Annotated in this window: 26 protein-coding genes; all 26 read left to right on the top strand. The window is 29.1% G+C overall.

Annotation, left to right across the window (positions count from 1 at the left end; all coding sequences use genetic code 11):
* Window positions 1-38: 38 nt before the first annotated feature.
* The 26 genes from KPL54_RS03610 to KPL54_RS03485 all read left to right on the top strand — a co-directional run bounded on the left by KPL54_RS03610 (window position 39) and on the right by KPL54_RS03485 (window position 18,273).
* Complete coding sequence (locus KPL54_RS03610; protein ID WP_216104797.1) at window positions 39-482, top strand: type II secretion system protein; 444 nt, start codon at window positions 39-41, stop codon at window positions 480-482.
* Window positions 463-906, top strand: a complete 444-nt coding sequence (locus tag KPL54_RS03605) for a type II secretion system protein (RefSeq protein ID WP_216104795.1) — start codon at window positions 463-465, stop codon at window positions 904-906. The genes KPL54_RS03610 and KPL54_RS03605 overlap by 20 nt, the downstream gene beginning before the upstream one ends.
* A complete protein-coding gene (locus KPL54_RS03600; protein ID WP_216104793.1) occupies window positions 903-1,361 on the top strand; it encodes a PilW family protein in 459 nt (152 codons plus the stop codon). Before KPL54_RS03605 ends, KPL54_RS03600 begins: the two co-directional genes overlap by 4 nt.
* Window positions 1,351-1,779, top strand: coding sequence for a hypothetical protein (locus KPL54_RS03595; protein ID WP_216104791.1), 429 nt, complete (start codon window positions 1,351-1,353; stop codon window positions 1,777-1,779). Before KPL54_RS03600 ends, KPL54_RS03595 begins: the two co-directional genes overlap by 11 nt.
* Window positions 1,780-1,790: 11 nt before the next feature.
* The gene (locus KPL54_RS03590) at window positions 1,791-2,576 is read left to right on the top strand and encodes a hypothetical protein (RefSeq protein WP_216104789.1); all 786 of its coding nucleotides are present in this window, start codon (window positions 1,791-1,793) and stop codon (window positions 2,574-2,576) included.
* A gap of 6 nt (window positions 2,577-2,582) precedes the next feature.
* A complete protein-coding gene (locus tag KPL54_RS03585; RefSeq protein ID WP_216104787.1) occupies window positions 2,583-3,026 on the top strand; it encodes a hypothetical protein in 444 nt (147 codons plus the stop codon).
* 1 nt (window position 3,027) lies between these two features.
* Entirely contained in the window at window positions 3,028-3,432 is a 405-nt protein-coding gene (locus KPL54_RS03580) for a hypothetical protein (RefSeq protein ID WP_216104785.1), read from the top strand.
* A gap of 286 nt (window positions 3,433-3,718) precedes the next feature.
* Complete coding sequence (gene efp / locus KPL54_RS03575) at window positions 3,719-4,276, top strand: elongation factor P (RefSeq protein WP_071613316.1); 558 nt, start codon at window positions 3,719-3,721, stop codon at window positions 4,274-4,276.
* A 164-nt stretch (window positions 4,277-4,440) separates the two neighbouring features.
* The gene (gene spoIIIAA, locus KPL54_RS03570; protein WP_216104783.1) at window positions 4,441-5,361 is read left to right on the top strand and encodes a stage III sporulation protein AA; all 921 of its coding nucleotides are present in this window, start codon (window positions 4,441-4,443) and stop codon (window positions 5,359-5,361) included.
* A 1-nt stretch (window position 5,362) separates the two neighbouring features.
* Window positions 5,363-5,881 carry a stage III sporulation protein SpoIIIAB gene (gene spoIIIAB / locus KPL54_RS03565; RefSeq protein WP_216104782.1) on the top strand — a complete coding sequence of 173 codons (519 nt, stop codon included), beginning with the start codon at window positions 5,363-5,365 and terminating at the stop codon, window positions 5,879-5,881.
* Between the two features lie 15 nt (window positions 5,882-5,896).
* The gene (gene spoIIIAC / locus KPL54_RS03560; protein WP_071613313.1) at window positions 5,897-6,094 is read left to right on the top strand and encodes a stage III sporulation protein AC; all 198 of its coding nucleotides are present in this window, start codon (window positions 5,897-5,899) and stop codon (window positions 6,092-6,094) included.
* A 60-nt stretch (window positions 6,095-6,154) separates the two neighbouring features.
* Window positions 6,155-6,538, top strand: coding sequence for a stage III sporulation protein AD (spoIIIAD, locus tag KPL54_RS03555; protein WP_216104780.1), 384 nt, complete (start codon window positions 6,155-6,157; stop codon window positions 6,536-6,538).
* Between the two features lie 24 nt (window positions 6,539-6,562).
* Complete coding sequence (gene spoIIIAE / locus KPL54_RS03550) at window positions 6,563-7,741, top strand: stage III sporulation protein AE (protein WP_253203327.1); 1,179 nt, start codon at window positions 6,563-6,565, stop codon at window positions 7,739-7,741.
* Window positions 7,742-7,808: 67 nt separating this feature from the next.
* The gene (gene spoIIIAF, locus KPL54_RS03545) at window positions 7,809-8,402 is read left to right on the top strand and encodes a stage III sporulation protein AF (protein WP_216104778.1); all 594 of its coding nucleotides are present in this window, start codon (window positions 7,809-7,811) and stop codon (window positions 8,400-8,402) included.
* A gap of 49 nt (window positions 8,403-8,451) precedes the next feature.
* On the top strand, window positions 8,452-9,114 hold the full coding sequence (gene spoIIIAG, locus KPL54_RS03540; protein ID WP_216104776.1) for a stage III sporulation protein AG: 663 nt from the start codon (window positions 8,452-8,454) through the stop codon (window positions 9,112-9,114).
* A gap of 38 nt (window positions 9,115-9,152) precedes the next feature.
* Window positions 9,153-9,665: a SpoIIIAH-like family protein gene (locus KPL54_RS03535; protein WP_216104774.1), complete on the top strand. Its 513-nt coding sequence runs from the start codon at window positions 9,153-9,155 to the stop codon at window positions 9,663-9,665.
* An 81-nt stretch (window positions 9,666-9,746) separates the two neighbouring features.
* Window positions 9,747-10,136, top strand: coding sequence for an Asp23/Gls24 family envelope stress response protein (locus tag KPL54_RS03530; RefSeq protein ID WP_071613307.1), 390 nt, complete (start codon window positions 9,747-9,749; stop codon window positions 10,134-10,136).
* Window positions 10,137-10,233: 97 nt separating this feature from the next.
* Window positions 10,234-10,629 carry a transcription antitermination factor NusB gene (nusB, locus tag KPL54_RS03525; RefSeq protein ID WP_071613306.1) on the top strand — a complete coding sequence of 132 codons (396 nt, stop codon included), beginning with the start codon at window positions 10,234-10,236 and terminating at the stop codon, window positions 10,627-10,629.
* 237 nt (window positions 10,630-10,866) lie between these two features.
* A complete protein-coding gene (locus tag KPL54_RS03520; RefSeq protein WP_216104771.1) occupies window positions 10,867-11,715 on the top strand; it encodes a bifunctional 5,10-methylenetetrahydrofolate dehydrogenase/5,10-methenyltetrahydrofolate cyclohydrolase in 849 nt (282 codons plus the stop codon).
* Complete coding sequence (gene xseA, locus KPL54_RS03515; RefSeq protein ID WP_216104770.1) at window positions 11,705-12,910, top strand: exodeoxyribonuclease VII large subunit; 1,206 nt, start codon at window positions 11,705-11,707, stop codon at window positions 12,908-12,910. Before KPL54_RS03520 ends, xseA begins: the two co-directional genes overlap by 11 nt.
* Window positions 12,910-13,131: an exodeoxyribonuclease VII small subunit gene (locus tag KPL54_RS03510; RefSeq protein WP_216104761.1), complete on the top strand. Its 222-nt coding sequence runs from the start codon at window positions 12,910-12,912 to the stop codon at window positions 13,129-13,131. The genes xseA and KPL54_RS03510 overlap by 1 nt, the downstream gene beginning before the upstream one ends.
* A gap of 56 nt (window positions 13,132-13,187) precedes the next feature.
* Window positions 13,188-14,057, top strand: coding sequence for a polyprenyl synthetase family protein (locus KPL54_RS03505; RefSeq protein ID WP_216104759.1), 870 nt, complete (start codon window positions 13,188-13,190; stop codon window positions 14,055-14,057).
* A gap of 154 nt (window positions 14,058-14,211) precedes the next feature.
* Window positions 14,212-16,074: a 1-deoxy-D-xylulose-5-phosphate synthase gene (gene dxs / locus KPL54_RS03500; protein WP_216104757.1), complete on the top strand. Its 1,863-nt coding sequence runs from the start codon at window positions 14,212-14,214 to the stop codon at window positions 16,072-16,074.
* Between the two features lie 32 nt (window positions 16,075-16,106).
* Window positions 16,107-16,934 carry a TlyA family RNA methyltransferase gene (locus tag KPL54_RS03495; protein ID WP_216104755.1) on the top strand — a complete coding sequence of 276 codons (828 nt, stop codon included), beginning with the start codon at window positions 16,107-16,109 and terminating at the stop codon, window positions 16,932-16,934.
* A gap of 36 nt (window positions 16,935-16,970) precedes the next feature.
* Window positions 16,971-17,852 carry an NAD(+)/NADH kinase gene (locus KPL54_RS03490; protein ID WP_152752616.1) on the top strand — a complete coding sequence of 294 codons (882 nt, stop codon included), beginning with the start codon at window positions 16,971-16,973 and terminating at the stop codon, window positions 17,850-17,852.
* The gene (locus KPL54_RS03485; protein WP_216104753.1) at window positions 17,821-18,273 is read left to right on the top strand and encodes an arginine repressor; all 453 of its coding nucleotides are present in this window, start codon (window positions 17,821-17,823) and stop codon (window positions 18,271-18,273) included. The genes KPL54_RS03490 and KPL54_RS03485 overlap by 32 nt, the downstream gene beginning before the upstream one ends.
* The last annotated feature ends 3 nt before the right edge of the window (window positions 18,274-18,276 follow it).

The following is an 18,276-nucleotide window of genomic DNA, read 5'->3' as shown; positions in this document are numbered from 1 at the left end:
TTGTGGAGATAATTTTGGGGAACGTGAGAGGAAAATTTATGCGTAGAGGGTTCACATTAATTGAGATCATTTTAGTATTGTCTATTATGGGTATAATTGGAGGAGCTAGCGTTGTGTCTGTTAGATATTACAATACAATAAAAAACAAAGTGGATGCAGATTATTCTTGCAATGCTATAGTAAGTTTTATTAATAATTCGAAAATGTATTGCAGAGAGAATTCTTGCAGTGGAATTATAACTTTTGATGTATTAAGGAATGAAATAAAGTTACACGATGGTACGACAGAGATTAACAAATTATCATTATTTAATAAAATAAAATTATATGAGGTTATAGGGAGGAGAAGTGATAATGATATTGTAAGTGACGACAAGGGTTATAGTAATGATTCATGTACAATAATTTTAAATGATAACAATTTAATAGAACATAGAATAACAATGAGAGTAGGTACAGCATATGTCAAAATCATTAAGTAAAAAGGGATTTACATTAATTGAGGTATTATGCAGCCTTGGTGTATTTTCCATCATTTTCATTTGTATGATGTCATTTGATAAAGCTTGCATTAACATGAAAAAAGATATTAAAAATATAAATAATGATGTGATTATAATGGAAGCTATAAAAAATAATATTATATACTCAATGACATTCAAGGAATTAGAACAGTTAAAAACAAATAAAAATTTCTTTGTAAATAAAGAAAATATGAATTTTGACAAAATTAAAACTAATGTTATGCAGGTGTTTTCGGATTATGCTTCCACTCAGAATCCATATATAGAGTTAAGCTTAATAAAAGATGAATTAAATGTTTATAATGTTAAGCTTTTGTTACACACTGGTAAAAAAGATATAGAAGAGCTACAGTGCAATTTCTATAAAGGTTGTCATGAATGATTAAAAAAGGATTTACACTTGTAGAAATAATAATTGTTATGGCTTTGGTATTTTTAATGCTTGGAGTAGTAGAGGGCATGTTTATCTCTTATGTAAAAACTTACAAAAGCAGTGTAGTACAAAATAATGGGTTTAATTATTTAAGTGAATCAATAGCCATAATAGAAAAAGAAGTGAATTATCTGGCAAGAGATGTAATAACTGAGGAAAATATTATCAAAATTACTAATACGAATGGAAATGATATAAAGTATATAAAATGTATAAATAGTAATCTATATGTTTTATATGGCACAATGTATAAATTACCTAATGATAGTTCTAGTAAGGCCTTAATTGTAGATAATGTGAAAGATTTTGTTGCCGTAAAATCTGGGAAAAATATTTATATTAAAATAATTTGGTACAATGGCCAAAGTATTGAGAGGTGTTTGGTTATAGAAAATGCAAACTAAAAAAGGATTTATATTAATTTATACAATTTTAGTAGGACTAGTTTGCTTAACTATTATGATGTATATATTTGATGTCCAATTGTCAGAGGTTAAGTATTCAACAAGTAATAAAAAACATGTGTTAAAAAATAACAATTACCAAAGAGACAAAGAGTATTTAATGACTTTATTTTTTAAGTACATAAATGCAAATAAAGTACAAATAAAGAAGGAGGGAATAAATAAGTTTTTGTTCGATTCTTTAAGTAATACTGTAAAGTATGAGGGTGCTAATGTTAGCCATACTGGATCAACTAATGAATTCATTTTTATAACGTCTAATGTAAAAAATGAAAAAAGATATGATTATTTTATATTAGAGGATAGTGGTGAAAAGTTTAAGCTGGTATTTATAAAGACTGAATATCATAATAAATAAGGGAGGGGAAAATGAAGTTCAGAAAAAATATATTTTTAGAAGTTACGCAGCAGAAAATTTCAAGCATAGAATTTTCTAAACATTTGATTTTTAATAAGTTATACAATATTTCTAATAAAAGTACATATTATAAGGATGATTCCAATACAAAAAAGTTTCAAATTGATATAAAAAATAAGAATTTATACGTTTTGGTTGAAGGCGAAACAGTATACATAAGACTGGTAACATTGCCAATAGTTAAAAAATATTTAATACATGATATGATTAAAAATGAATTAAGATATTATTATAAGGATATAGATCAGATCTCATTCACCTATAAGCTAATTAAAGAGGATAAAATCAATATGCAGATATTAGTTTTTTGCTTAAAGGGAAATAACCTAGATATGTTAGAGGATAGTATTAATAATGTTACTTTCAAAAAAGTAAACCTAATCCAATTTTGTTTTAAAAACTTTTATGCAAACAAAATCCATGTAAAAAACTATATAATGGTATTTTATTATAACAGCAATTTATATTATTTAATATGCAACAATAATGAGATTGTAGCTAATAATAGTGTAAGTGTTAAGGAAGTCGCCTTATCAAAATTTTCAAAATCAATGAATGAATTTTTAGAACAGTATAACGATTATGCAAAATCCTGCGAAAAAATATATTATTCAAATATATCACAATTAGATATTGAATCAGATATTAAAAAATTTGAATATTTACAATTGTCTCATCAAATACTAGACGAGTTAAAGAGAGAAGAATTGTTGAAATATATAATATTAAAGGGGTAGATAATTATGAAGAAAAATACATTTATTCCTAATTGGTATATTGATAAAAAGAATAAAACAAAAATGAAGATAATTAAAATGGGTATTATGCTATTTTTTATATTAGATATTATTTTGCTAGGGCTTATATTAAATATCACAAATAAAACAGGAAGTATAGAGGGGGAAAGCGATAGTACTCAAAAGAACAGTATTGAAGTTAGAACAAAGCAGGGTAAAATCATTATTGAAAAATATAAAAAACTAAATAATTTTTTAAAGGAAAATGGTTTGAATTACAAGGATATTAAAATAACTGACAATTATTTTGAAATGAATATAGAAGTTAAAAATTATGAAGAATATATTAAAGTAATAAGTTGCATAGAGAATAAATATCACGTAAAAAAATTAACCCCCAATATTAAAGATAAAGACAAATTTACCTTTAATATTAAATGCGAGGTATAAAATGTATAAAAATCGACAGTCTGAATGGATGTTAGTTATACTTATGATGATAATGGCTATTTTATCTTTTGAATTTATAATTGTTAAAAATAAATTTGTAACATATAAAGATAATAAAGTAATTAGTAGTATTACTGCTAAAAACGTGAAAAGCGATCAGAAATTTGGATATAGTGATATTTTGGAATGTTTAAGCAAAAATAAAAATTTTAAGGTAGAGTCCATTAATATGATGGAAAATGAAAAATGTAATGTTGAAGTTAATTACAAAGGGGATTTAAATTTATTATATAGTTCATTAGTTAAGTTAACTGAAAGCAAAAATTTATTAAATGTAAGCAAAATTATTATTAACAAAGACACTGAAATTACAAATATAGAGATTGATTTTAAAAAGAATAAGTGATTAATTGAAATATTTGCTACAATTTTAGGGAGCTGATATTTTAATTAATGATTTTTATTAAAATATATACACTTTAAATGGTATACTTATAATAAAGACATAAAATTATTCAAATAATATATATTTATATTTGCAAATATCCTTAAGTTTTGATAAAATAACATTGTTCCACTGTAATGTTTACATTTAGTGGAGTGCAAACGTAATGATTGGTATTAATTTACCTAATAAGGTTATAATATAAATGGGTTAATTGAATTATTTATAAATTTTGGAGGGATACTTAATGATTTCAGCAGGCGATATAAGAAAAGGAACAACATTTGATGAAGGTGGACAAGTTTACACAGTTATAGATTTTTTACATGTAAAACCGGGTAAGGGAGCTGCATTTGTTAGAACTAAGTTAAGAAACGTTATAAACTCAGGGGTTACAGAAAAAACATTTAATCCTACTACAAAATTACAAGAGGCAGTTATAGAAAGAAAAGAAATGCAATATTTATATGCAGCTGACGGACTATACTACTTCATGGATCAAGAAACTTTTGAACAAATACCACTTAACTACGAAAAAGTTGAAGAGGCAATAAAATACTTAAAAGAAAATATGTTTGCTATAATAAAATTTTATAAGGATGAGGCTTTCTCAGTGGAGGCTCCAAATTTTGTAGAATTACTTATAACTAGTACTGAACCAGGTGTTAAAGGTAATACATCTTCTAGTGTAACAAAACCAGCTACTGTAGAAACAGGAGCAATTATTCAAGTTCCAATGTTCGTCAATGAAGGTGAAACTATAAGAATAGATACTAGAAATGGAGATTACATGTTAAGAGTTTAAATTTCTATTTAAAAGAACCGATATCGGTTCTTTTTTTTTGTTCTTTTTTTGTTAACTAATACATATATTATGGGAATGAATCCGAATTTAAATAATATGTTTTAATTTATATGGAATATTATGTAAGGCAAAGAAATACAAATTATATATGGGAGGATGAGAAGATGTTAGTTACAAAAGATTTATTCGAAATACTACCTAAAACTATTAGAAATATTCTTGAAAAAGTTGATAATTTGCAACAACTTGAAGAGATTAGAGTAAAAGTGAACAAGCCTCTGTTTATTCACATTGGCAGTAAAGAAAAAGTCTGGGAATATATTGCGACTCCAGAGGATTTAAAATACATAATGCAGAGGATAAGCAATTACTCCATATATGCCTTTGAAGACGAGATACGGCAAGGGTATATAACTATAAAAGGCGGACACCGAGTTGGATTATGTGGGATTTGTGTTATTGAAAATAATAGCATTAAGACCATTAAAGACATTTCGTCTATAAATATAAGAGCATGTAAAGAAATTATTGGATGTGCGGACAAAGTTATGCCATATATTATTAATAATAATTCAGTATACAATACAATAATTATATCTCCTCCTAAATGTGGAAAGACAACTTTAATTAGAGATATTTCGAGGCAGATATCACAGGGATATAAAGATATGAGTTTTAGAGGAAAGAACGTCTCTATAATTGATGAGCGGTCCGAGATAGCTGGTTCTTTTAAAGGAATACCACAAATGGACGTTGGAGTGCGTACTGATGTACTAGATAATTGTCCTAAGAGTCAAGGAATTATGATGGCGATTAGAAGTATGTCACCTGATGTGATAGTTTGTGATGAAATTGGTACTAAAAATGATATGGAAAGTATTTTAATGGCATTAAATTCTGGAATTAGTTTAATTACAACTATTCATGGTTTTGGGATTGAAGATTTGTATAAAAGATTAATTTTCAAGGATATTGTTGATAATTACGTATTTACGAGGGGGATAGTGCTTAGTAATAAAAAAGGAATTGGAACAATAGAACGTATTTATGATTTTACTAAGGGCATAGATGTATGGAGGTCGTAATATGATTAAAATAGTTGGGTGTCTTGTAATCTTAGTTGCGTCAACTATAGCTGGATTTATATACAGCGAAAGGTTAAAATATAGGGTTTTTCAACTAAATGAAATTCAAAGAGCTGTTTATCAACTTCAAAATGAGATAACTTATGTACATGCTCTTTTGCCTGATGCTTTTAAAAGTATAGCAAGGAAAAGTAAAGAACCGATAAATGAACTATTTAATAAAACAAGTGAATTGTTAACTAACAACGAATACGAGAACGTATATGAAGCTATGAATAGTGCAATAAACCTAACAAAAGATAAATTGTATATAAATTCTGATGATATAAATGTTATTTTGGATTTATCAAAAACACTTGGAGAATCTGATATTCAAGGTCAAAACAGTATGTTTCTGCTTACTATAGCAAATTTAAAAAAACAAATTACAATATCTGAAGAATATATGAATAAGAATATAAAAATGTATAGATGTTTAGGGTTTTCTTTTGGGGCAATGATTGTAATAGTACTAATATAGGGAGGAGGTTTTTATGTGTTAGATGTTAGTTTACTGTTTAAAATAGGGGCAATAGGTATTCTCATTATTATTATTGACAAGATTTTAAAAAGTGGAGGCAAGGATGATATAGCTGTAGTTGCGAATTTAGCTGGAGTAATAATAATTCTTATGATGGTGATAAATTTAGTAAACAAACTGTTTACTTCTGTAAAAACTTTGTTTCAATTTTAGGATGAATAGATAAAAATTAAAAACTTTTATTCACTCGCAGAGTCAATCGAGGAGGGTGTTATGGAAATAATCAAAGTTGTTGCATTCGCTTTCATAGCATTATTTATTGTGCTTATATTCAAAGGTAGAAGAGATGATTTAGCTATTCAAGTTAGTATAGCAGCAGGAATATTGATATTTTTATTTATGGTAAACAAACTTACAATAATTCTGGGGTTTTTACAAACATTAGCAAATAAGGCTAATATCGATGTCGTCTATTTAAATACTGTTTTTAAAATACTGGGGATTGCCTATTTAGCGTCTTTTTGTAGTGAGATTTGCAGGGATGCTGGTCAGAGTAACATAGCAGGTAAAGTTGAATTTGCTGGAAAAATATTTATATTAGTTTTGGCAATACCAATTTTAATGGCAGTAATGCAATCTATTTTGAAAATAATGTAGAGGTGTAGGATGAGAAAATGTAAAATGAAGAAACGAAATATGAAGAGATTTAATATAAAAAAGATTTTACTAATTTTATTATTTTTATTATCTTTGAACATTAGTGTACAAGCTACTGAGATAGGTAAGATAGGGGAAAAGCAGCAAACTGAAATAAATAATTTATATGACTACATTTCTAATGTTAAATCTCAATATGAAATATTTAACGATATGCAGCCACAAACTTTTGTAGAGCAATTTATAAAAACTGGTGATAATGGTTTAAGTTTTAATAAAACATCAACTTTCATTATTAAATATACGTTTAAAGAGGTTATTGCATGCATGGAATTAATTGGGAGTCTTATGATTATTGCTATTATTTGTGCGATGCTAAATAATCTTCAAAGTGCTTTTAATAGAGAGAGTTTATCAAATATTGCTTACCTTGCGTGTTATGGTGTAATGATTTTAATGATAACTAAAAGTTTTTATGTAGTAGCAGAACTTGCCAAAAATACGATTGTTAGTATGTCTAATTTTATGTCAGCACTTATCCCAGTACTCATGATGCTCCTAGCAAGTGTTGGCGGATTTGCAGAAGCAACGCTGCTTGATCCTGTAATTATGGGTTTTGCAACGGTAAGTTCTAGGATATATGTAGATATTATCATTCCTATAATATTTATGAGCTTCGTAATGCAGTTTGTGACCAGTATATCTAGTGATTACAAAATAAAAAATCTAACAAAACTTTTAAAACAAACTGCCATTTGGATACAAGGAATAGTTATGACAGTGTTTATTGCGGTAATTACAATACGAAGCATTGCAGCAAAAACATTAGATCAAGTTACTATAAAAACAGCAAAATTTGCGGTAGATACATTTGTACCTGTAGTTGGAAAATGTTTATCAGATGCAATTTCTACAGTAGCTGGATACTCACTTCTTTTAAAGAGTGCTATAAGTGGGCTTGGGTTGATTGTTCTTATGGTAATAGTAATACTTCCTATTATAAAACTTCTGATTATGGCTTTTTTATATAAAGCGGCAGCTGCACTAATTGAACCAATAAGTGATAATCGCACAGTAGAGTGTATAAATTCAGTAGGGGATTCTATTCTCCTTTTAATGTCTTGTGTAATATCGGTAAGTGTAATGTTTTTTATAATGGTTGCGATAGTAGCGGCTACTGGAAAAGGTATAATATCAGGATGATAATTACCATATATATGTATACTTATATGGTAAATTTGATTCTAATCATAAAGGAGGTGGTGGTAATTTGATTGAACTATTAAAAGTCTGGGTAACAAATATTACTATCGCTATATTTTTTATTACTGCGGTAGAGATGATTTTGCCAGACAATAACATGAAAAAATATGCAAAATTTGTATTGGGTTTAATGTTGATTGTTGTAATAATAAACCCTATAATAAAAATTTTTGATAAGAACTTTGATTTGAATTCTTATTCTAATAAAGCAACAAGTTACATTGAGGGAAGCACTCAGGCCTTAGACATGAAGAAATATAAAGATATTAATATAGTAAATACAACAGAAAATTTTAAAAAAAATTTACAGAAAGAGTGTATTACAAATTTAGAGCAGACTTATCCAGATAATAAATACAATGCTGATGTCGATGTTGTTTATGATAGTAAAAATGGAGTTTTCAATATTAATAGGGTGAAAATTGAAGTTGTTGATAGCGGGGTTCAAAGTATTAAAAGCATAAAAATTGATACACAAAGTGTGGATGCTTCTAATAAAAATGTTTTAACAAGCACTCAAGGGAAACAGATAAAGAAGTTTTTAAGTAATAAACTTAAAATATCTGATGATGTTATAACTGTTTATAAAGTAAATTCATAAAACACATGATTACTAATTGATATATAAATAAGAAAAGAGGGGGATTTCTATGAACAATGATAATTTACTTAGTAAATTTACTGAGTTTATTAAAACAAAAATTAATAGAGGTAATGAAAGTAGCAAAAATGACAAAAGCAAAAAGTCTGATAAACTATTAGGAAATATAGTATTACTGATTTTGGTGGCAGTTGTAATAGTATTAGCAAGTAGTTCATTTAAGCCATCAAAGCCAACTTCAACTGCACAGACTACAATAGATACTGAAACACAGAAAAATGCTGCTGCGAAGGCAAGTAACACGGCTGCAGTGAATGATTATGAAGCACAACTAGAAAGTAAACTTAAATTAACACTTGAAGGGATGGAAGGGGTTGGAAAGGTACAAGTGATGATCTACTTTGAGAGTGGAGAGGAAAGTGTCCCAGCAGTAAATGTTAATGATTCTAAAAGTGTTACAAAAGAAGATGATAAAACAGGTGGAACAAGAAATATAACTCAAGATAATAATGGGCGCACTGTAGTTATGGAGAATAATGGGAGTGCGAATGAACCGTTAATTGTAAAAAAAATAAAGCCAATTATTACTGGCGTATGTGTAGTAGCAGAAGGATCAGGTGTAAAAATTACAGAACTTAGGATTAGACAGGCAGTGATTAATTTATTTAATTTGCCTGAGAACAAAGTTAATGTATATCCTATGAATAAGTAGCATATAATTTCTTAGAAAGGCAGATGGGGGGAAATATTATGAATAAAAAACAGTCAGGTATAATTGTTACGTTGGTAGTGCTTATTGTGTTTGCAGGGTATCTTGCAACGAAGGTAAATGGTCCATTGTATGTAAATGACAGTGATTTTAGTAGTGAGAAAAGTGCAATATCTTTAAAAGACACCAAAACTGCTTCAACTGCTTCAACTTATTTTGTAGAAGCAAAATTATCAAGAAATCAAGACAATGACAAAACGCTTCAAACTATTAAAACTTTAATTGATGATACTAATACTCCAAAAGATCAAAAGGCAGTTGCAGCTAAGCAATACTTAAACATATCGATGGCAGCTCAGAACCAATCAGACATCGAACTAGCATTAAAAGCTCAAGGGTTTGAAGAATCAATGTGCAGTATAGTTAATGACAAAGTACAAGTAGTAATTAAAACTGATAAAAAACAACTTACAGATGAACAGCTTCGAAGCATTAAAGATATTGTCATGAGTAAAACAAAACTAGAAAAAATTGAAGTTAAGATTAAACAATAATATTTGTAAAAGAAATATTTATCTGCTATAATAAATATAGCATTATCATGTTTTACCTAAGTTAAATAAGGGGGTATTACTATGGAGGATAAAATTTTAAATGAAACTGAAATGGGTGTTGTTAAAATATCTGAGGATGTAGTTAGTGTCATAGCGGGACTCGCTGTTGCTGAAATACAGGGAATTGTTGGAATGAGTGCAAGTCTTGTTGGTGGAATAACTCAAATATTAAGTGGAAAGAAAAATTTGTCTAAAGGCGTTAAAGTCAATGTTGGAGAAAATAGTGCAATAATTGATTTACACGTTGTAGTTGAATATGGTATTAAAATTCCAGAAGTAACTGAAAAAGCACAAATAAATGTTAAAAAATCCGTAGAGCTTATGACAGGACTAGTAGTATCAGCAGTAAATGTGTATGTTCAAAATGTTGTATTACCTAAAACAGAAAAGCTTGAGGAAATAGAAGCATAGTAATAAACACCCTCTCTAATCGGAGGGTGTTTATTTATATGTTTGTTATTCTTATGATAAGGTATAATATAGTATGGAAAAATTAGGAGGATTACTAATGAATAGAAGAAAGTCGAGAGAAACAGCAATGAAATTGCTTTTTGAAATGTCAATAAACAAAGAAAAATATGAGGATATAATTGAGAATTTTAAAGAGAACACCGATGTTGATTTAAATGACCTTGATATGTCATATATCACGAAGGTGTTAGCTGGTATTCACGAAAATGGTAAAGATATTGATAAAAACATTGAAAAATATTTAATTAAATGGAAACTTGCTAGGTTATCAAAAATGAATTTGGCTATATTAAGAATAAGTACATATGAAATATTATATGAGGAAGAAATACCTAATAGGGTTTCTGTGAATGAGGGAATTGAGCTAGCGAAGAAATATGGTGAGGATAGTTCTCCAGCATTTATAAATGGAATACTCGCGAAGATGATTTAAAATATTATATATTAATAGTAATAAGATAACTAGTCAGTATACTAGCCTACATTGCGACTTACTTAACCAAGTTAACATCTGATAGTACTAACTATTAGGGGCTAAATTGGCTTTGTAATGCAAGATCTGAGGGTGTATATTTGATTAGTTTTTTATTTATAAAAAAAATAATTAAAATTATGTTAAAATATTCTGGTACTAGTTAATATTTTAAAATGCATAAAAGGAGAGAATAATATGGGAATTAGAGTTAATGGTAAGATAATAGTTGAAACTTACAGAGATGAGATTAAAAATATCATAAAGGATGGCGTTGATAGGGGACTTAGAGCTCCGTCGATTAAAACTATATTGGTAGGCTCTGATGGAGGTTCTTTATCATATGTAAGAAGTCAAAATAACTTGTGCAATAAATTAGGAATTTCCTACGATTGTATTCAATTAGAGAAAGATATAAGTCAAAAGGATATCATAGATATTATAGAAAAATTTAATGACGATAATGGCGTAGATGGGATAATAATTCAATTACCCTTACCTAAAAACCTAGATGAGAAAGAAATCACTTCTAAAATTTCATTTAAAAAGGATATTGATGGATTAACAGATGTAAATATGGGTAGATTTTATAAGGGAGATAAAAGCTTTATTCCTTGTACTGCATTAGGGGTTATTGAAATGATTAAAAACACGGGATGTCATATTAAAGGCAAACATGCAGTTGTTATTGGTAGAAGCAATATTGTTGGAAAACCGGTAGCTCAATTGTTATTAAATGAAGATGCAACCGTAACCATATGTCATTCAAAAACAACGAATTTGAAAGAAGTTTGTAAAACGGCGGATATAATAGTTGCGGCTATTGGTAAACCAGGCTTTGTGACAAGTGAATTTATTAAGGATGGAGCAATTGTTATAGATGTTGGAACTACAATGATAGATAATAAAATTACTGGGGATGTAAATTTTGACGATGTTATTAATCATGCAAGTTTTGTTACCCCAGTTCCAGGTGGAACGGGACTAATGACTACAACGATGCTTATAAAAAATGCTTGCGCTTCGTGGAGGGATAATGTTTATTAAAGTAATAACAGTAACTGCCCTTAATGGGTATATTAAAAAAGTAATAGATAGTGATTTTATATTAAATAATGCAAATGTTAAAGGAGAATTATCTAATGTAAAACTACATAGTAGTGGACATATATACTTCTCATTAAAAGACGAATTTGGAAAAGTAAATTGTGTAATGTTTAAATCGCAGGCTCAAAAGCTTGTTATTATACCTAAGGATGGTATGAATGTTATAATTAGAGGAAGAGTTTCGGTTTATGAAAAGGGTGGGGCATATCAAGTTTATTGTGATTCTATGGAGACGGATGGAGAAGGGCAATTGTTTTTAGCTTTTCAAAATTTAAAAGAGAAGTTACAGAAATTGGGATTGTTTGATGAAGAACACAAAAAAATTATACCCTCATTTCCTAGGAGGATAGGTATAGTTACATCACAAACAGGTGCTGCTGTTAAAGATATTATTAATGTTGCAACAAGGCGTAATGCTAATGTTAACATGTTGATATATCCAGCTCTTGTTCAAGGAGTAAGTGCTAGTGCTGAAATTGAACAAGGTATAAAATATTTCAATAACTCAAAAAATGTTGATTTAATTATTATTGCAAGAGGAGGAGGCTCAATCGAGGAATTATGGGCATTCAATGAAGAAAATTTAGCTTATGCAATATATAATTCTAAGATCCCTATAATTACTGGCATTGGTCATGAAACAGATTTTACTATAGCAGATTTCGCAAGCGACCATAGAGCTCCAACTCCATCCTCAGCTGCAGAAATAGCAGTGAGAAATTTAAAAGATTTAAATAATGAAATTAAATCAATTAGGGAACTTTTATTAAGAGTTGTGGAATTTAAGCTTACTAAAGAATACAATAAAATTAATTTACTAAGTAAAACTTTGAAAGTAAATAATCCCTTGAATTTTATAGTTAATCAATATACGCATATAGATAACCTAAGAGAAAATTTAAATTATAAATTTAATGCGAAAATTTTAATGGAAAAGCAGAAACTTTCAAAGTTAAATGCTCTAATGAATGCACATAACCCTTTAAATGTATTAAACAGGGGGTATGCAGTACTTCAAACCCATGAAAATGAGGTTATTAGTGAAATTAGTATTTTAAAAAATATTAAAGATGTAAAGATTACATTAAAGGATGGCACTGCTAGATTTAATATAAGCAATTTGGAGGAGTTATAATGGCAAAGAAAAAAGAATCTTATGAAACCATGATGGAAAGGCTTGAAAAAATTGTAGAAGTGATGGATTCAAATGAAGTAACACTCGAAGGAACAATGGTAAATTATGAGGAAGGTGTCAAGTTATGCAACGATTTGTATAAAATTCTCAATGACACAGAAGGTAAAATAAAAATATTAACTGATGAGGGCGAAAAAGATTTTACGCCTCATGAGGAATAGATAAAGAATTAAAATCATAAGGCGACTTAATAATTATAATGGAAAGAAGGGGTAAAATGAATATACAATTGCTTAGAGAGTCTGTTGAAAAATGGATAGACGATTATTTTAAAGGTAAGTCTGAAAAGAATAGTAAAAACTTTGAGGCAATGAGTTACAGTATAAAAGTAGGGGGAAAAAGAGTTAGACCAATTTTAATGCTTCTTACATATGGTATGTATAAGGAAGATTATAGAGATATATTACCCTTTGCTGCAGCCCTTGAAATGATTCATACATACTCACTTATTCATGATGATTTGCCTTGTATGGATAATGATGATTTACGTCGTGGAAAACCTACAAATCATAAAATTTATGGAGAAGCGATTGCGGTCCTCGCAGGGGATGGGCTATTAAATGAGGCTATGGTAATAATGTTAGATCAATGTTTAAATGGAAATTTAAACACAATTAAGGCAAGCAATCTTATAGCAAAAGCTTCTGGGGCAGAGGGCATGATAGCTGGGCAAATTTGTGATATCTTAAGTGAAGGAATGAAAATATCAGAAGAAAAATTACTGTATATGCATAAAAACAAAACTGGGGAACTAATTAAAGCGGCTGTAGTATGTGGTGCAACCCTTGGAAATGCTGATGAGACTGATTTATGTTATTTAAAAGAGTATGGTGATAAATTGGGTTTAGCATTTCAAATAAAGGATGATATATTAGATGTAATTGGTGATGTTGCTATTCTAGGAAAGAATACAAAAAGTGATGAATTTAATAATAAAACTACTTTTATAACAATGTATGGTTTAGAAAAATGCAAGCAAAAGTGTAATGATTTAACTCAGGAATGTTTTAAGATATTAAAACAAATTAAGGTGAATACTAAATATTTAGAAGAAATTACGGAGTCTTTATTGAGAAGGGAATATTAAAAATAAAACAACTATTTCCAATTATTAAGTATATTTAAGATGTCATTAAATGGGTTTTATAGTCGAAATAGCTTTTGAATTAAACAATATTATATGATATAATATTTCCATAAATGTGGGTGAAATAATATATTTTATAAAAGAGGATAGATATATGAGTAAAATATTAGATAATTTTAATGATATAAATGAAATAAAAAAAATGACTATACAAGAGTTGAATGACTTTGCAAAGGAAATTAGACACTTTTTAATTGAAAAAGTATCTAAAACGGGAGGACATCTAGCTTCTAATTTGGGCGTAGTGGAATTAACATTAAGCTTATATAATGTTTTTGATTTGGATAAAGATAAATTAATATGGGATGTAGGGCACCAATCATATGTACATAAAATTCTTACTGGAAGAAAAGATAAATTTGATTTACTTAGAAATTATGGTGGATTAAGTGGCTTTCCGAAAAGAGAAGAAAGTAAATATGATATCTTTGAATCGGGACATAGTAGTACTTCTATTTCTGCAGGGGCTGGTATTGCAAGGGCTCGTGATTTGCAAAAGGGAGACTATAGTGTTATTTCAGTTATAGGTGATGGGGCTCTTACGGGTGGTATGTCTTTTGAGGCATTAAACGATATAGGATTTAGAAAAACTAAAATGATTATTGTACTAAATGATAATCAAATGTCTATTTCTAAAAATGTGGGAGGCATGTCAAGGTATCTAAGTCAATTTAGGATTGATCCAACTTATAATAGAATTAAAAAAGAAATAAATTCTACGCTTAGAAAGATCCCTAGCGTAGGTGATGGAATGATTAATTCAATTCAAAAGATAAAAAACGGAATTAAACAGGTAGTGGTTCCGGGAATGTTATTTGAAAATATGGGTATAACTTATTTAGGCCCTATAGATGGACACGATATTAAAGAAGTGAGTAAGGTTTTAAAACTTGCTAAAAAAATAGGTGGACCTGTGATTATCCATGTAATAACTAAAAAAGGCAAGGGGTATAAATTTGCTGAAGAGCAGCCAAATAAATTTCATGGTGTGGGTCCATTTAATCCATCAAATGGAGAATTATGTAGTAGTCATAAGGAAAGTTATTCTGAGGCATTTGGGGAGCAAATTGTAACTCTAGCAAAGGAAAATAAAAATATAGTAGCAATAACGGCGGCAATGCCTGAAGGCACAGGACTAGAATCGTTTTCAAAAGAATTTAAAAATAGATTTTTCGATGTGGGTATTGCAGAGCAACATGCAGTTACTATGGCTGCAGGAATGGCTTCACAAGGACTTAAACCGATTTTTGCAGTTTACTCTACATTTTTACAACGAGCGTATGACCAAATTTTACATGATGTATGTATTCAAAAATTACCTGTTATTTTTGCGATTGATAGGGCAGGCATTGTTGGACAGGATGGGGAAACACATCAAGGAATATTTGATTTATCATATTTATCGCATATTCCAAATATGACAATTATGGCGCCTAAATGTATAGGAGAACTTAAAACAATGCTTACGTTTGCAGTTAAACAAGATTATCCAATTGCTATAAGATACCCTAGAGGTGGAGATAACCAAAATGTTAAAATGTCTCCTATTAATGATTTTAAGAGGGGGAAATGGGAGACTCTGCTCGGCGGTGGTAAAATAGCATTTATAGCTACAGGTAAAATGGTACAAAATGCAATATTAGTTAGAGAAAAATTATTGAATATGGGAATAGAAGCTACTGTAGTTAATGCATGTTTTATCAAACCTATTGATAAAGCACTACTATTAGATCTTGTAGATAAGAAATATTCTTTAGTGACTATTGAAGATAATATAGTGCATGGTGGATTAGGTTCTTTAGTATTAGAATATGTGAATTCATTGAACAAGAAGGCGAAGGTAATTAATTTAGGGTTTAATGATGAATTTATTCCACATGGGTCAGTTGATATACTTTATAAGTTATATAAACTAGATGTGGATGGAATTTTTGATAGTATTTTAAAATTAGTTTGAAATGTACTTTAGTAGGGATTAAGGAGTTTTTTATGATAGAAAATAAAGAGAGATTAGATGTTATTGTGGTTGAAAGAGGCATTTTATTTTCAAGAGAAAGAGCAAAGGAAAATATTATTGCTGGAAATATATTTGTCGATGGTATTAGGACTACTAAATGCGGAAAAAAAATTGATGTTACATCTAGTATTGAGTTTATTGGTAAAGATATCCCTTATGTTAGTAGGGGGGGACTTAAACTTAAAAAGGCTATAGATGCCTTTAAGATTGATCTTAAGGATAAAGTCTGCCTAGATATAGGCGCATCTACAGGAGGGTTTACAGACTGTATGCTCCAACATGGGGCATACAGGGTGTACTCAATAGATGTTGGAATAAATCAGCTAGATGATAAGTTGAGAGGTGACCCTCGAGTAGTTTCTATGGAGAAAACAAATATCAGATATTTAAATAAAGACAGCATTTGCGAACTTGCGGATTTTGCAAGCATTGATGTATCATTTATATCGCTTGAAAAAGTTATTCCTAATTTATTAAATCTATTGAAAAATGATGGTAGTGTTGTTGCATTATTGAAGCCACAATTTGAAGTAGGTATAGGTGTAGTAAATAAAAAAGGTGTGGTTAAAAAATCTAGTGACCATGTCGATGTAATAGTTGGAGTACTAAATCTACTTAAAAGCCTTAATGTAAAGGTTATTAATGTTGATTATTCATCAATAAAAGGGCCTAATGGGAATATTGAGTATCTAGTTTATTTTACTAAATCTAAAAATAGCTATGTTGATTATGTTGAAGATAACGTAGCTTTATTAGTTAGTGATGCTCATAGAAGTTTAAATTGTCTCAAACGGGAATAATTTATAGTGTGTGGTACAAAATGGTAAGGAGGAAATATGAAAAACATTGGCATTAATATAAATACCACTAAAGATAAGGATGGGAAAATCGGTAAATATGTAAAAGATATTATTAGCCAATATATTGATGATACTAATATATTTGTGTTTAAAGATTCCATTGGACTTGAAAATATTAAATATAACTATTTGGATATTATTGTTGCTTTAGGTGGAGATGGGACTATTTTAAGAACATCTCGTAATTTAAATAACTCCAATATTCCAATACTAGGAGTGAATATTGGAAATTTAGGATTTCTCTCTAGTGTAGAACTACTAGAATTTGAAACTGCTATGAAAAGATTTATTAATGATGATTATTATGTAGAAGAGAGAATGATGCTTAATTGTACGTTGCCAAATAGGAATGAACTTGAAAAATATACGGCACTTAATGATATTGTTGTATCAAAGGGAACACTTGCGAGAGTTGTTAAATATGAACTTCATATAGATAATAAGTTTTACATCGATTTTACAGGTGATGGACTTATAATAGCTACACCAACAGGATCTACAGCATACTCTCTATCAGCAGGAGGACCTATAATATATCCTAACCTAGATGTTATAGAGGTAACACCTATTTGTCCATTATCGTTATCTATGAGAACTATAGTGCTAGATAGTAAAAGTGAAATATCTGTAAATATAAAATGTGAACATGAAAGCATATTTTTGACATTAGATGGTCAAAGAGCAATAAAACTAAATAGCTATGAGAAAATATTGGTAAGTGTTTCAGAGCAAAAATGTAGATTAGTTAAATTTAATGATTATAATTATTTTGGTATTTTGAGGAAGAAAATAATTTCTAGAACAGCAGATTGTGAGGGAGAAAAAGATGAAGATATCGCGTCATGCAAAAATAATTGAGATCATTCAGTCTAAAGATGTTGAAACTCAAGAACAGTTAGCACAAGAATTAAAAAACAATGGGTTTGATATTACTCAGGCAACTGTTTCTAGAGATATAAAAGAACTAAAATTAATTAAGGTTATGAATGCACATGGAACTCACATATATTCGACTAGTTCTCCGGGTGATAGTTTTTTGTCAAATAAATTGGTTAATATTTTTTCTCAAACCGTTTTGTATGTTGATAATGTAGATAAATTTATAGTAATTAAGACAATATCAGGAGCTGGCGCTGCCGCAGCTGAAGCCTTAGATTCTTTGAAATTCAGTGGGATTGTAGGGACGGTAGCTGGAGATAACACTATTTTTATTTTAGTTAGAAACGAAGAAGATTGTAAAGATATAATTCAAAAGGTTAAAAAAATGATTAGTGAATAGGAG

The sequence above is a fragment of the Clostridium estertheticum genome, from assembly GCF_018861295.1.
Lineage (GTDB): Bacteria > Bacillota > Clostridia > Clostridiales > Clostridiaceae > Clostridium_AD > Clostridium_AD estertheticum_D.
This window is presented reverse-complemented; position numbering and strand designations above follow the sequence as displayed.

What these genes read in the sequence shown, in the direction of transcription:
- nusB (WP_071613306.1), top strand. Translation starts at nt 10,234, where the DNA reads ATGAATAGAAGAAAGTCGAGAGAAACAGCAATGAAATTGCTTTTTGAA.
- KPL54_RS03490 (WP_152752616.1), top strand. Translation starts at nt 16,971, where the DNA reads ATGAAAAACATTGGCATTAATATAAATACCACTAAAGATAAGGATGGG.
- KPL54_RS03590 (WP_216104789.1), top strand. Translation starts at nt 1,791, where the DNA reads ATGAAGTTCAGAAAAAATATATTTTTAGAAGTTACGCAGCAGAAAATT.
- KPL54_RS03520 (WP_216104771.1), top strand. Translation starts at nt 10,867, where the DNA reads ATGGGAATTAGAGTTAATGGTAAGATAATAGTTGAAACTTACAGAGAT.
- spoIIIAG (WP_216104776.1), top strand. Translation starts at nt 8,452, where the DNA reads ATGAACAATGATAATTTACTTAGTAAATTTACTGAGTTTATTAAAACA.
- KPL54_RS03580 (WP_216104785.1), top strand. Translation starts at nt 3,028, where the DNA reads ATGTATAAAAATCGACAGTCTGAATGGATGTTAGTTATACTTATGATG.
- KPL54_RS03595 (WP_216104791.1), top strand. Translation starts at nt 1,351, where the DNA reads ATGCAAACTAAAAAAGGATTTATATTAATTTATACAATTTTAGTAGGA.
- spoIIIAA (WP_216104783.1), top strand. Translation starts at nt 4,441, where the DNA reads ATGTTAGTTACAAAAGATTTATTCGAAATACTACCTAAAACTATTAGA.
- KPL54_RS03495 (WP_216104755.1), top strand. Translation starts at nt 16,107, where the DNA reads ATGATAGAAAATAAAGAGAGATTAGATGTTATTGTGGTTGAAAGAGGC.
- spoIIIAB (WP_216104782.1), top strand. Translation starts at nt 5,363, where the DNA reads ATGATTAAAATAGTTGGGTGTCTTGTAATCTTAGTTGCGTCAACTATA.
- KPL54_RS03485 (WP_216104753.1), top strand. Translation starts at nt 17,821, where the DNA reads ATGAAGATATCGCGTCATGCAAAAATAATTGAGATCATTCAGTCTAAA.
- KPL54_RS03510 (WP_216104761.1), top strand. Translation starts at nt 12,910, where the DNA reads ATGGCAAAGAAAAAAGAATCTTATGAAACCATGATGGAAAGGCTTGAA.
- KPL54_RS03535 (WP_216104774.1), top strand. Translation starts at nt 9,153, where the DNA reads ATGAATAAAAAACAGTCAGGTATAATTGTTACGTTGGTAGTGCTTATT.
- KPL54_RS03610 (WP_216104797.1), top strand. Translation starts at nt 39, where the DNA reads ATGCGTAGAGGGTTCACATTAATTGAGATCATTTTAGTATTGTCTATT.
- KPL54_RS03505 (WP_216104759.1), top strand. Translation starts at nt 13,188, where the DNA reads ATGAATATACAATTGCTTAGAGAGTCTGTTGAAAAATGGATAGACGAT.
- KPL54_RS03530 (WP_071613307.1), top strand. Translation starts at nt 9,747, where the DNA reads ATGGAGGATAAAATTTTAAATGAAACTGAAATGGGTGTTGTTAAAATA.
- efp (WP_071613316.1), top strand. Translation starts at nt 3,719, where the DNA reads ATGATTTCAGCAGGCGATATAAGAAAAGGAACAACATTTGATGAAGGT.
- KPL54_RS03585 (WP_216104787.1), top strand. Translation starts at nt 2,583, where the DNA reads ATGAAGAAAAATACATTTATTCCTAATTGGTATATTGATAAAAAGAAT.
- spoIIIAD (WP_216104780.1), top strand. Translation starts at nt 6,155, where the DNA reads ATGGAAATAATCAAAGTTGTTGCATTCGCTTTCATAGCATTATTTATT.
- dxs (WP_216104757.1), top strand. Translation starts at nt 14,212, where the DNA reads ATGAGTAAAATATTAGATAATTTTAATGATATAAATGAAATAAAAAAA.
- xseA (WP_216104770.1), top strand. Translation starts at nt 11,705, where the DNA reads ATGTTTATTAAAGTAATAACAGTAACTGCCCTTAATGGGTATATTAAA.
- spoIIIAE (WP_253203327.1), top strand. Translation starts at nt 6,563, where the DNA reads ATGAAGAAACGAAATATGAAGAGATTTAATATAAAAAAGATTTTACTA.
- KPL54_RS03600 (WP_216104793.1), top strand. Translation starts at nt 903, where the DNA reads ATGATTAAAAAAGGATTTACACTTGTAGAAATAATAATTGTTATGGCT.
- KPL54_RS03605 (WP_216104795.1), top strand. Translation starts at nt 463, where the DNA reads ATGTCAAAATCATTAAGTAAAAAGGGATTTACATTAATTGAGGTATTA.